This window comes from Mesorhizobium sp. Pch-S, from assembly GCF_004136315.1.
In the GTDB taxonomy this organism is placed as follows: Bacteria; Pseudomonadota; Alphaproteobacteria; order Rhizobiales; family Rhizobiaceae; genus Mesorhizobium.
In genome coordinates, this window is the sequence record NZ_CP029562.1 from 6,038,654 (window position 1) to 6,051,097 (window position 12,444).

Sequence of the window (12,444 nt, forward strand, 5' to 3'; positions counted from 1 at the left end):
AATTGGTGTTACTCTGTGTAACAAAACTAGAGAGGTTTGGGCGGGAAGTGATTCGGGTCGATAGACCGAGCCATTCAATGCTGGAACGGCGGCGCCACGATACGGCTACACCGCCAACCCGGACGCCGGTTTCTTCGATGCGCGGTTTCTGGGGCCTTATGCGGGCATACTGGTTCTCGGACCGGTGGCGAGAAGCGTGGGCACTGGCTGCCATCATCGCTCTGCTGACGGCACTTTCCAGCAAGACCGGCGTCTGGTTCGCGATTGCCTCCGGCGAGTTGGTCAACTCCATCGCCTTTTTCCACGATGCTGCAAACACAACACCCCTCACCTCGCTGCTGAGCAATGCCGGCTGGCTCGTTCTGCTTGTCATCATCAAGGATGTCGGCATCACCGGCACCCGCACATTGGTTTCGGCAACACTGCATCGCAAATGGCGCGGCTGGCTCAACGGCCGCTTCAATGATGCGCTGCTGGATTCCAACCACACGCATTTCCATGCCCAGAACGGGGGCAACGGCACCGCGCCCGACAACATCGACCAGCGCGTCCAGGAATCGATCAAGGACATGACCGGCGGCGCCATCGGGCTCGCCATGGGCGTGCTGGCGGTAGCCACCTCACTGTTCTTTGTCGGACAAAAGCTGATTGCAGACTCCACCGAAGTCGCGGGATTGGAATTCCTCGGCGACTATGGCAGCGCCGTGCTGGCGCTGGCGGCGGTCGCAGCCTACGTCCCGATCAATACCTGGATCGCCATGAAGCTCGGCGGCATGCTCGAACGGCTGTCCGTCAGGATGCAACAAGCCGAGGGCAGCTATCGCGGTGAATTGACGACTTTGTTGCGTCGCTCCTTCCATGTCGCAGCCGCGCGGGGCGAGGAAGTTCAGAAGGCCATGCACGGTCGCCTCTATGAAGATATAGACAAGACATGGGGCCGCCTGAACCGGGTCAATGCCGGCTATTCATCCTTCGAACTGGTCTACAATTTCATTGGCGCTCGTATCGTCGCCTACGGGCCAGGTCTCATCCCGTTCATCCACAACAAGATCGACCTCAAGGGCTACATAACCGGTGCCGAGCTGGTCAATTCACTGATCAGCCAGTGTTCGTGGTTCATCCACGTGATGCCGGCGATCGCAGCGCTCAGAGCCAACAGCCGTCGCGTCATCGAACTGGCCGACGCCATCGAAAACGTCCAGCAACCGGCCGACTTCTATCGCCAGTCAGGTCATTCGGACTTCCGCTACACCTATCAAAATCCGGTATTCGGCCTGACCATTCAGCATCTCGAATTGATGCAGAAAGGCGCCGATTCAACTCCGTTCGTGACAACCGAACGGCTTCGCTTCCGGCGCGGTGAATGGACTTTCCTCAAAGGTGAATCCGGTAGCGGCAAAACCTCTCTGATCAAGGCTATCAATGGGTTGTGGCCTTATGGGCGCGGCACGGTCGTCTTCCCGGAAGGCGTGAAAACATTCTACGCAGCGCAGGAAGTGAAACTGCCGCCAGTATCGCTGAAGGAGCTGGTCTGCCTGCCGGATTCACCCGATGATCATTCCGATACCAAAGCGGCGGCCGCGCTGCATCGTGCCGGCCTCGGAGAATTCATCGAATATCTGTCCGAAGCGACACGCGACAATCATAGCTGGGACCAGGTCCTTTCCGGGGGCCAGAAGCAGAAGTTGATCGTTGCGCGAATTCTCCTGCAGCAACCGGGGCTCCTTTTCCTGGATGAGGCGACTGCAGCACTCGATCCCCAGGGCAAGGTGGCGTTCCATCAGGTGATCAAGGACAATTGCCCCGATGTCATCGTCATCAGCGTGATGCACGAGGCGATCCCGCCACGTTCGGCAAGTGGCGAGGAGTTCTACAACAGCGTGCTCAGTATCGCCGATGGTGTCGCCACGAAGAAACCGTTGGTGCCGACATTGCCGCGCGAGATCACCACCATCCTGGCCAATCCACCTGCACGGCCGAGCGCCAAGGCACCGCGGCTGGAGGATGGCTGGGCACGCATCACACGCATGCGGCTCAGGCAAAAGTAACGGATTCGTCGCTCTCATTCGCCTGGAGCCCCCCGCCACATGCCGCTCGATGAGTTGGCGTCGGCGCAATCTGGTCGTGCCATCCAATGCGATGTGCGAAGACAACTCGCCCATCTCCACCTTGACTTTGACGTTTACGTCAATGGTAGGCTTCGGTCTGATCATGGGAGGCAGGATTGATGACATCTCCCCAAGCGCAGTCCATCCCACCCGGCCCCCTTCAACGGGACAAGGAACCAATCGGCCGGGAAGTGCGTCGACGCGATATCCGCTTTGACGCCGACGATGGCTTTCCTCTTACCGGCACGCTGTTCGAAGGCGACGGACAGCAGCCGCTCGTGTTGATCTCTTCGGCGACCGCAGTGCCACGCGGCTTCTATGCGGCCTTTGCGACCGCGGCCGTGAAGGCCGGCGCGCGCGGCGCGCTCATTTATGATTATCGCGGCACTGGCGATTCAATAACTCCCAGAGCCTGGTCGAAACGCATCGGCATGGCAGACTGGGGACTGCTTGACATGCCGGCGGCAACCAGGGCGCTCAATGCGATTGCCCCGGAACATCCCATGGTCGGCGTGGGCCAATCCTATGGCGGCCAGGCGCTGGGTTTGAGTGGCATTTCGAACCGCTTCACCCGCTACGGCATGATCGCCGTCATGTCAGGCTATCACCGCGGTCTAGACGACAAATGGGCAGGACCACGCATGTTCCTGCTTGGCGTGCCGCTCTCCTATCTCTTCCGTAGCATGCCGAAATGGATGCGCCTCGGCGAACCAATCCCGGCAACGGTTTTCCGCGACTGGGCTCGATGGTGCTCGATGCCTGATTATTTCTTCGACGATCCCGATCTCAAGGAGACATCGCGTTTCGCCGACGTGCACACGCCTATCCTGTCGCTGCGCATGACCGACGATCGGAGGGGGAACGGAACGCGCCGTGGTCTCGCTGATGAAGCACTACAATCGAGCTTCGGTCGAAAGACGCTGGATTTCGCCGAAAGACGCTGGTGGTCCGATCGGTCATCTCGGCTTTTTCCGATCACGCTTCGCAGTCACTTTATGGCCGCCATTTCTGGCCTGGCTGCTCGACGGTGAGGCCTTCACCGCCGGCAACCTGCCGCCGCAAGTGGCGTAGAAACCGGCCAGCTCATCCGCATACCCTTTGACCGTGCGGACAAAAATGCTAGGAGCCCCGCAACGAAGGCGCGGGGAAGCGAATTCCGACCATGGATGCCAGGCAACTAAAGATCGAATCCGCTCGGGCAGCCCTCGCCCATGTCACGGATGGCATGAGGCTCGGCATCGGCACCGGCTCGACGGCAGAGGAATTCGTTCGGCTGCTGGCTGAAAAGGTCGGCACCGGTCTTTCGGTCATCGGCGTGCCGACTTCGGAACGCACGGCTGCATTGTGCACGGAACTCGGCGTGCCACTGACGACCCTCGAAGAGACGCCTGAACTCGACCTCACCATTGATGGCGCCGACGAAATCGATCCGGAGCTCACACTGGTCAAGGGTGGCGGGGGTGCCCTGCTCCGCGAAAAGATCGTGGCCGCGGCTTCGCAACGCATGATCGTCATTGCCGACCGCTCCAAGCTCGTGGACACGCTCGGTCGTTTTCCATTGCCCATCGAGGTCAACCGCTTCGGCCTGCGCGCGACCGAGATCGCCGTTGCCTCGGCTGCGCGCGAACTCGGCCTTTCCGGGCCGATCACATTGAGGATGACGGCGGGCCAGCCTTTTGTTACAGACGGCGGTCATTTCATCCTCGATGCATCTTTTGGCCGCATTCCGAATACAAGAGCGCTATCGAATGCCCTCCATGCCATCCCCGGTGTGGTCGAGCACGGTCTTTTCATCGGGCTGGCGTCCGCGGCAGTCGTTGCAGGTGCCAATGGCATCGAAACTGTCCACGCACCCCGATAAACCAGGGAGTCTTTTCGATCATGATGTTGAATAACCGCGTCCGTCGCCTTTCCGTGATGCTGGCAACTGCCGCAGTCGTGGCCTTCGCTGCTCCCGTTTCCGCCCAGGAAATCTCCGAATCGCACCTCAAGGCGGCCCGCGCGGCGGTCTCGGCAATCCACGCGACAGACGCATTCGACAACATCCTGCCGCAGGCGGCTGCAGCGCTCGAAGCCCAGCTGATCCAGAAGAACCCCGACCTGCAGGAGCTGATCAGCCAGACGATCAACGCCAAGGCGCTTGCGCTGGCGTCGCGCCGCTCCGATCTGGAGAAGGAAGCAGCGACCGCTTATGCCAAGGTGTTCTCCGAACAGGACCTCAACAACATCGCGACATTCTACCAGTCCGAGACCGGCAAGAAGCTGCTCGACAGCGGCCCGATCGTGACCCGCGAACTCGTGAAAGCCGCTGAAATCTGGCAGAATGGGGTCGCTCGGGACCTCGCCCAGCAGGTCGGCGAAGCACTGCAGTCCGCCGCAGGCGCGAAGGTTCCTGCCCCGACCGAAGGCGCCGCTCCGGCTGAGGGCGCTGCGCCCGCCGACGGCGCAGCTCCAGCCGAGGGTGCCGCACCTGCAGATGGCAGCGCCAACTGACCACCGCATCTCGGTGTTACTGGATCAAAAGCCCGGCCATGGCCGGGCTTTTCTTTTGACGATTCGACGCCTACCTCTCACCTGCGTTGCACAAAGGAACAGGATTTCGTCATGAGCGCTTACGACTACGACCTTTTCGTTATCGGCGGCGGCTCAGGTGGCGTGCGGGCAGCACGCGTGTCGGCAGCACTCGGCAAGAGGGTCGGCGTCGCCGAGGAATATCGCTTCGGCGGCACCTGTGTGATCCGCGGCTGCGTGCCGAAGAAGCTCTTCGTCTATGCGTCGCAATTTCCAGAGCATTTCGAGGATGCTGCCGGGTATGGCTGGACCGTGCCGCAGGCAAGTTTCGACTGGCAGACGTTGATTGCCAACAAGGACCGCGAGATCGCGCGGCTGGAGGGGCTTTATGCCAAGGGCGTGCAGGGTGCCGGCGGAGAGACCTTTCAGAGCCGCGCCGTTCTCATCGACCGTCACACCATCCGCCTGGCGGCGGAAGACAGGACCGTCACCGCCGACCAGATCCTGATCGCCACGGGTGGCCGCCCCGCTGCGCATCCGGCCTTGCCAGGCCATGAACACTGCATCACCTCCAACGAGGCGTTTCATCTGGCCGAACTGCCGAAGGCGATCGCCATCGAGGGTGGCGGCTACATCGCCGTCGAATTCGCCAATATCTTCCACGGACTCGGCGTGGAAACGACGCTCATCTACCGCGGCACCGAAATCCTCAGCCGCTTCGACATGGATCTGCGCCGCGCCTTGCATGAAACCATGGAGAAGAAAGGTATCCGCATCCTCTGCCGCACGGTCTCGGAAGAAGTGACGCGCCGCCCGAACGGAAGACTCGACGTGAGAGTGACGGGAGGTGACATCCTGACGGTTGATCAGATGATGCTTGCCATCGGCCGCCAGCCCAACACGGAAAAGCTCGGCCTCGAAGCCGCAGGTGTGGAGCTGTCAGCGGCAGGCGCCGTCATTGTCGACCAGTATTCCCGCACAAATGTCGACAACATCTGGGCGGTGGGCGATGTCACCAACCGTGTACAGCTGACGCCGGTCGCCATCCATGAGGCCATGTGTTTCGTGGAGACGGCATTCAAGAACAACCCGACCTCCCCGGATCACGACACCATTGCCACTGCAGTGTTCTCGCAGCCGGAAATCGGTACCGTCGGCCTTTCGGAGGATGATGCTGCCAAGCGTTTCGCGGAGCTTGAGGTTTATCGCGCCGCCTTCCGGCCGATGCGCCACACGCTTTCCGGACGCGACGAGAAGATGCTGATGAAACTCGTGGTCGATGCGGCGAGCCGCAAGGTGGTTGGCGCGCATATACTCGGACCCGATGCCGGCGAGATGGCTCAGCTTCTGGGCATCCCGATCAAGGCGGGCCTCACCAAGGATGATTTCGACCGCACCATGGCCGTGCATCCGACAGCCGCGGAAGAGCTGGTCACCATGTACAAACCAACCTACCGCGTCAAAAACGGCGAACGGATCGATTAGTGCCCGCCATCGAACCCGACGAGGCAGAAAAACCAGGCTCCTGCTCTTGACTGCCGAGCAGCACCGGATAGTTTAAGGACAAAATACCGGCCTCGTGAGCCGGACGGCAAGCGTGCCTCGTATGCCTCGCCCGACGGCGATGGCTGCGGGGCATTTTGTTTTGGGGGACATTGCTGGTGAAGCGCCGCATCGAGATCGGCATCCTGTATTCCCGATCCGGGAACTACCGCCTTGTCTCGGAGTCCTGTCATCGCGGTGCCATGCAGGCTATCGCAGCAGTCAACGCCGATCCCTTTTCCCCGATCGAATTCGTCCCCGTCGAGCGCGACCCGCAAGGCAATGCCGACCGCTATGCGACACTGGCCGAGGACATTCTGCGCAACTCAAGCGCCCGCCACATCATCGGCGGCGTCACGTCCTGGAGTCGCAAGGAGATCATTCCGGCGCTCGAGAAAGCTGGCGGGATGCTCTGGTATGCCTGCCCGTATGAGGGGTTCGAGGCCAACGAGCACGTCGTCTACATGCATGCATGCCCCAACCAGCATCTGGTACCGCTGCTTGGACACGTCGTCCCCATTTACGGTGCCAATGGCTTCCTGACCGGCTCCAACTACATCTGGGGCTGGGAAACCAATCGCGTCGCCCGCGACCTGATTGCCGATGCCGGTGGCCGCGTGCTTGGCGAACGCTATCTGCCGCTTGGGGAAACCGACGTCTCACGGGTGATCGACGAGATCCGCGCGACCCGTCCGAACTTCATCCTGAACAACCTGATCGGCCCCTCTTCCTACGCTTTCTTCAAGGCCTATGCGGAGCTGGCCCAGCAGGACGATCACTTCACGCCACCGCACTGCCCGATCGTCTCCTGCAATCTGACCGAATGCGAGCTGCCGGCCATCGGCGCCGCCGGCGACGGTCACCTTTCTGCCGGACCGTATTTCCACGACACTTCCGTCAAGGAAGTCTGGCTGGTTGGCCAAGCTGAAAAGGATGAGCCGCGCCCTTCATCTTTCCAGGCTTCCGCCTTCGCTTCCGTGAAAATTCTCGCTTCCATTCTCGCTGCCGAGAGCGACGCCAGCCCGAGCGAACTGTCCGCTGCCTTTGCAAGCAACAGCTTCAACACACCGTTCGGAACGATCCGCATCGATCCGCAGACACAGCACGCGACACTGCCCGTCGAGATCGGCCGTATCGCAGGTGACGGTTTTGAAAAAGTTAGCGTTACCAAGGCGGTAGATCCTGATCCTTACCTGTCGCGCTATGACCGCACCAAGGTATTCGGCCGTCGCAAGCTGAAGGTGGTGTCATGAAGCGCGCCGCCCGCATCCCCATCCTCGGCGGCGCGAAGGCTTTCGTGCTGCATCGTCAGCATGCCAACCTCACGGCCATTATGCGCCAGCTTTCGGCAATCGGCCTTTCAGTGACAGGCTGCTGGCCGGAACTACCGCCTGAGGCACTTGGTGCGGACTTCGTCTTCTTCGACGTGGACCTCGGCTTCGACGAGCAGTTTCCCTGGCCGCCAGGCGAAGCGCCGATGCCGATCATCGCACTGATCGGTTCGGAAGCACCTGGCCGGATCGAATGGGCGCTGTCGCACAATGCCGACGCCCAGCTCCTGAAACCGGTCGGCAACTCCGGCGTCTATTCCGCGCTGTTGATCGCCCGCCAGAGCTTCGCCGCACGTCGGCAGCTGGCCGACGAGATCGCAACGCTGCAGGCGCGCGTTGCCGAACGCCAGACCATCGTGCGCGCGGTGGCGGCCCTGTCCAGCCAGGGCATCGATGACGAGCGCGCCTATGCACAGCTGCGCTCGCTGGCCATGAGCTGGCAGGTGAACCTCGAAGAAGCTGCCCGCCGGGTTGTCGCCATGACCAAAAAGGAGGGCGACATTGACCAATCCCATCGTGCCTGACGCCCCAATCGCTGGGCGCCTGCCGGCACGACGCCGGCCAGGCGTGTTCGGCCGCCTGCTGAAACGCCCCCTCGCCGTCATCGGGCTCGCCATCATCGCCTTGACTGTTCTCGGCGCAATCTTTGCGCCCTGGCTCACGGCTTATGATCCCAACGAACAGCTGTTTGACGGATTGACGCTTGAGGGCGCGCCGCTGCCGCCCAATGCCGCCTTCTGGCTCGGGACGGATCTGCTCGGGCGTGATCTTTTGACCCGGATCCTGTACGGCGCGCGTACCTCGCTCATCATCGGTGTCGTCGCCAATGGTGCGGCCCTGCTCATCGGCACACTGGTTGGCGTCACTGCCGGCTATTTCCGTGGCTGGATCGGTGGCGCGCTGATGCGGTTCACCGACCTGATGATGGCCTTTCCGGCATTGCTGCTGGCCATCTGCCTGGCAGCTGTCTTCCAGCCAAGCCTGTGGATCGTCGCCATGGTCATCGCGCTGGTGAACTGGGTGCAGACTGCTCGCGTCGTATTCACGGAGACCAGTTCACTGGCCGAGCGCGAGTTCATCGACGCCGAGCGCACCATCGGCGCGAGCACGCCTCGCATTCTGTTTCGCCATATTCTGCCGCATCTTCTCCCCACCATCATCGTATGGGGGACACTCGGCATTTCGACCACTGTGTTGCTGGAAGCCACCCTTTCCTATCTGGGCATCGGCGTGCAGCCTCCGACGGCCTCCTGGGGCAACATTATCTTCGAGAACCAGACCTATTTCCAGGCAGCACCCTGGCTGGTCTTTTTCCCTGGTTCGGCCATCCTTGCCCTGGCGCTTGCCTTCAATCTGGTCGGCGATGCGCTGCGCGACATTCTCGACCCGACGCAGAGAGGCCGAGCATGATCGCCTATCTTACACGCCGCCTGATCCAGGCAGCGCTGATCCTTCTCGGCGTGTCTATCATCACCTTCGCCCTGCTCTACCTGTTGCCGGCTGATCCGGTGCGCCAGATTGCCGGCCGCAGCGCGACGCCGCAGACAGTCGAAAGCATTCGCCAGCAACTCGGTCTCGATCAACCCTTTGTCGTGCAGTACTGGCGTTATCTCACCAATCTGCTCTCGGGTGACCTTGGCCGCTCCTACATCCAGCGATCCGAAGTCACCGAGCTGATCGTCTCGCGCCTGCCAGCAAGCCTCATCCTGATGGTGGGGGCGATCCTGTGCGAGCTGGCGATCGGGCTGACCATGGGATTGATCGCAGCCGCAAAACGCGGCAGTGCCACCGACCAGACCCTGATGGTCGGCTCCTTCATCGGTGTCTCGGCGCCGCAATTCGTTGTCGGCTTGCTGCTGCTCTATGTCTTTGCCGTTCAGCTCGGCTGGTTCCCGATCGGCGGCTACGGCACATGGCGACATGCGGTCCTGCCCTCGCTGACGCTCGGCATCCTCGGCGCTGGCTGGTATTCACGCATGATGCGCTCATCGATGATCGACGTGCTGCGCCAGGACTATATCCGTACCGCCCGTGCGAAGGGGCTCGCGCGCCGCGCCCTCCTGTTTCGCCATGCCCTGCCCAACGCCATCCTGCCGGTCATTGCCATGATCGGCATCGATATCGGCCTGTTCATGAGCGGCATCGTGGTGGTGGAAAGCGTGTTCGGGTGGCCCGGCATCGGCCAGCTCGCCTGGCAGGCGATCCAGCGTGTCGACATCCCGATCATCATGGGTGTGACGCTGGTGTCAGCCTGCGCCATCGTGCTCGGCAACCTGCTCGCCGACATCGTCGCCCCGTTCATCGATCCGCGCATCAAGCTGCGCTGACCAAGGCAACCACAACAAAGGGAAGGGAACAGAACATGAAGAAACTTCTGGCTTCAACCGTAGCGGCATCGGCGCTGGCGCTGATGCTTGGCCTTGCCCCTGCATCGGCTGAAGAAAAGCTCGATCCGAATGCAAAGCAAGGCGGCGCCATCACCATCACCTACAAGGATGACGTCGCAACACTCGATCCGGCAATCGGTTATGACTGGCAGAACTGGTCGATGATCAAGAGTCTGTTCGACGGGTTGATGGATTATGAACCCGGCACCACCAACTTGCGGCCTGAGCTCGCCGAAAGCTACGAGATCTCTCCGGACGGCACGACGTTCACGTTCAAGCTGCGCAAGGGCGTGAAATTCCACAATGGCCGCGAGATGACGGCCGATGACGTCAAATACTCGCTCGACCGCGTCACCAATCCGAAGACCCAGAGCCCCGGCGCCGGCTTCTTCGCCTCGATCAAAGGATACGAGGATGTCGCCGGTGGCAAGGCACAGAGCCTTGCCGGTGTGACCGTTGTCGATCCTGCGACCGTCAAGATCGAACTGTCGCGGCCCGACGCCACCTTCCTGCACGTGATGGCGATCAATTTCAGCCACGTCGTGCCGAAAGAAGAGGTCGAGAAATACGGCGCCGATTTCGGCAAGCACCCGGTTGGCACCGGTGCCTACAAGCTCGCCGAATGGACGCTCGGCCAGCGTCTGGTGTTCGAGCGCAATGCCGACTACTGGCACAAGGGTCTGCCCTATCTCGACAAGATCACCTTCGAGATCGGCCAGGAGCCGATCGTCGCGCTGCTGCGCCTGCAGAAAGGCGAAGTCGATGTGCCGGGTGACGGCATTCCACCGGCCAAATTCCAGGAAGTGATGGCCGATCCGGCACAAAAGGCGCGTGTCGTCGAGGGTGGCCAGCTCCAGACCGGCTATGTCACCATGAACACCACCATGGCGCCGTTCGACAATGTAAAGGTTCGCCAGGCCGTCAACATGGCCATCAACAAGGAACGCATCGTCAAGATCATCAACAATCGTGCGGTACCGGCCAACCAGCCGCTGCCGCCGTCGATGCCCGGCTACGACAAGAATTTTGCCGGCTATAAATATGATGTCGAGAAAGCAAAGGCGCTGCTTGGCGAGTCCGGTCATCCGGACGGTTTCGAAACGCAGCTCTTCGTCATGAATACGGACCCCAACCCGCGCATTGCCCAGGCGATCCAGCAGGACCTGGCTGCTATCGGCATAAAGGCCTCGATCCAGTCGCTGGCGCAGGCGAATGTAATCGCCGCCGGCGGTGACAAGGCAGGCGCACCGATGATCTGGTCCGGCGGCATGGCCTGGATCGCGGATTTTCCGGATCCGTCCAACTTCTACGGCCCGATCCTCGGCTGCGGTGGAGCGGTTCAGGGTGGCTGGAACTGGGCCTGGTACTGCAACAAGGACCTCGACGCCAAGGCCGCGAAAGCAGACTCCATCGTTGATCCGGCCAAGGCCGATGAACGCTACAAGCTGTGGGGCGAAATCTACGCCAAGGTCATGGAAGACGCGCCCTGGGCACCAGTCTTCAACGAGCAGCGCTTCACCATGCGTTCCCCGCGCATGGCAGGCGACGACAAGCTCTACGTCGACCCCGTCCATATCCCGATCAACTACGACTATGTGTATGTGAACGATGTGCAATAACTGCAACTACACGATCCACGGGCGCCATCATCATTTCGGCTGGGACAATTCTTTCGTCCCGGCCGAACGGGTGAAACCCGGCTCGACCATCGAGTTCAACTGCCTGGATTCGTCTGGCGGCCAATTGCAGCCCGACAGCACGGTCGCGGACATCACCAAGCTGGATTTTGGCAAGATCAACCCCGTCACAGGACCGATCTATGTCGAAGGGGCCGAGCCGGGCGACGCGCTCAAGATCACCATCGAGCAGTTCAAACCATCCGGCTTCGGCTGGACGGCCAACATTCCGGGCTTCGGCCTGCTCGCCGACGACTTCAAGGAGCCGGCGCTGGCCATCTGGAAATACGACGCCAGCTCGCTGGAACCGGCGCTGTTCGGCAAGCATGGCCGCGTGCCGCTAAAACCCTTCGCCGGGACCATCGGCAATGCACCGGCAGAAAAAGGGTTGCATTCGGTGGTGCCGCCGCGTCGCGTCGGCGGCAATCTCGACATCCGCGATCTTGCTGCCGGCACCACACTCTATCTTCCGGTGGAAGTGGCGGGCGCGCTGTTCTCGGTGGGAGACACGCATGCCGCGCAGGGCGATGGCGAAGTCTGCGGTACCGCGATCGAGAGCCCGATGGATGTCGTGCTCACACTCGACCTGGTCAAGGATGCGCGGCTGAAGACACCACGCTTCACCACGCCAGGGCCTGTGGCGCGCCATCTCGACGCCAAGGGCTATGAAGTGACGACCGGCATCGGACCCGATCTGATGACAGGCGCCAGGGAAGCCGTTGCCCAGATGGTCGATCTGCTCGCATCCCGCTATCAGATCGATCCAGTCGACGCCTACATGCTGGTTTCAGTCTGTGGCGATCTCAGGATCAGCGAGATCGTCGACATGCCGAACTGGGTGGTGTCGTTCTACTTCCCACGCTGCGTGTTCGAATGATCGCAACAAGCG

10 protein-coding genes and 1 pseudogene are annotated in these 12,444 nt (G+C 61.3%); all 11 read left to right on the top strand.

Translation table 11 applies throughout. From position 1 onward, the window contains the following. Window positions 1-137 precede the first annotated feature (137 nt). The 11 genes and pseudogenes from C1M53_RS28470 to C1M53_RS28520 all read left to right on the top strand — a co-directional run bounded on the left by C1M53_RS28470 (window position 138) and on the right by C1M53_RS28520 (window position 12,432). Complete coding sequence (locus C1M53_RS28470; protein ID WP_165358266.1) at window positions 138-2,048, top strand: ABC transporter ATP-binding protein/permease; 1,911 nt, start codon at window positions 138-140, stop codon at window positions 2,046-2,048. Window positions 2,049-2,314: 266 nt separating this feature from the next. After that, a pseudogene (locus C1M53_RS28475) lies at window positions 2,315-3,179 on the top strand (esterase). A 91-nt stretch (window positions 3,180-3,270) separates the two neighbouring features. Next, window positions 3,271-3,969 carry a ribose-5-phosphate isomerase RpiA gene (gene rpiA, locus C1M53_RS28480; RefSeq protein ID WP_129415434.1) on the top strand — a complete coding sequence of 233 codons (699 nt, stop codon included), beginning with the start codon at window positions 3,271-3,273 and terminating at the stop codon, window positions 3,967-3,969. Window positions 3,970-3,989: 20 nt separating this feature from the next. After that, window positions 3,990-4,601, top strand: a complete 612-nt coding sequence (locus C1M53_RS28485; RefSeq protein ID WP_129415435.1) for a DUF2059 domain-containing protein — start codon at window positions 3,990-3,992, stop codon at window positions 4,599-4,601. Window positions 4,602-4,712: 111 nt separating this feature from the next. Beyond that, entirely contained in the window at window positions 4,713-6,104 is a 1,392-nt protein-coding gene (gene gor / locus C1M53_RS28490; protein ID WP_129415436.1) for a glutathione-disulfide reductase, read from the top strand. Between the two features lie 176 nt (window positions 6,105-6,280). Beyond that, on the top strand, window positions 6,281-7,414 hold the full coding sequence (locus tag C1M53_RS28495; protein ID WP_129415437.1) for a transporter substrate-binding protein: 1,134 nt from the start codon (window positions 6,281-6,283) through the stop codon (window positions 7,412-7,414). Then, window positions 7,411-8,016, top strand: coding sequence for an ANTAR domain-containing protein (locus tag C1M53_RS28500; RefSeq protein ID WP_129415438.1), 606 nt, complete (start codon window positions 7,411-7,413; stop codon window positions 8,014-8,016). Before C1M53_RS28495 ends, C1M53_RS28500 begins: the two co-directional genes overlap by 4 nt. After that, on the top strand, window positions 7,994-8,902 hold the full coding sequence (locus tag C1M53_RS28505) for an ABC transporter permease (protein WP_129415439.1): 909 nt from the start codon (window positions 7,994-7,996) through the stop codon (window positions 8,900-8,902). Before C1M53_RS28500 ends, C1M53_RS28505 begins: the two co-directional genes overlap by 23 nt. Beyond that, complete coding sequence (locus tag C1M53_RS28510) at window positions 8,899-9,819, top strand: ABC transporter permease (protein WP_129415440.1); 921 nt, start codon at window positions 8,899-8,901, stop codon at window positions 9,817-9,819. The genes C1M53_RS28505 and C1M53_RS28510 overlap by 4 nt, the downstream gene beginning before the upstream one ends. A gap of 35 nt (window positions 9,820-9,854) precedes the next feature. Further along, complete coding sequence (locus C1M53_RS28515) at window positions 9,855-11,498, top strand: ABC transporter substrate-binding protein (protein ID WP_129415441.1); 1,644 nt, start codon at window positions 9,855-9,857, stop codon at window positions 11,496-11,498. Next, window positions 11,488-12,432 carry an acetamidase/formamidase family protein gene (locus tag C1M53_RS28520; protein ID WP_129415442.1) on the top strand — a complete coding sequence of 315 codons (945 nt, stop codon included), beginning with the start codon at window positions 11,488-11,490 and terminating at the stop codon, window positions 12,430-12,432. The genes C1M53_RS28515 and C1M53_RS28520 overlap by 11 nt, the downstream gene beginning before the upstream one ends. The last annotated feature ends 12 nt before the right edge of the window (window positions 12,433-12,444 follow it).

Excerpts from the sequence above, each read along its gene's own strand:
- C1M53_RS28470 (WP_165358266.1), top strand. The coding sequence starts at position 138 with ATGCGCGGTTTCTGGGGCCTTATGCGGGCATACTGGTTCTCGGACCGG.
- rpiA (WP_129415434.1), top strand. The coding sequence starts at position 3,271 with ATGGATGCCAGGCAACTAAAGATCGAATCCGCTCGGGCAGCCCTCGCC.
- C1M53_RS28485 (WP_129415435.1), top strand. The coding sequence starts at position 3,990 with ATGATGTTGAATAACCGCGTCCGTCGCCTTTCCGTGATGCTGGCAACT.
- gor (WP_129415436.1), top strand. The coding sequence starts at position 4,713 with ATGAGCGCTTACGACTACGACCTTTTCGTTATCGGCGGCGGCTCAGGT.
- C1M53_RS28500 (WP_129415438.1), top strand. The coding sequence starts at position 7,411 with ATGAAGCGCGCCGCCCGCATCCCCATCCTCGGCGGCGCGAAGGCTTTC.
- C1M53_RS28510 (WP_129415440.1), top strand. The coding sequence starts at position 8,899 with ATGATCGCCTATCTTACACGCCGCCTGATCCAGGCAGCGCTGATCCTT.
- C1M53_RS28515 (WP_129415441.1), top strand. The coding sequence starts at position 9,855 with ATGAAGAAACTTCTGGCTTCAACCGTAGCGGCATCGGCGCTGGCGCTG.
- C1M53_RS28520 (WP_129415442.1), top strand. The coding sequence starts at position 11,488 with ATGTGCAATAACTGCAACTACACGATCCACGGGCGCCATCATCATTTC.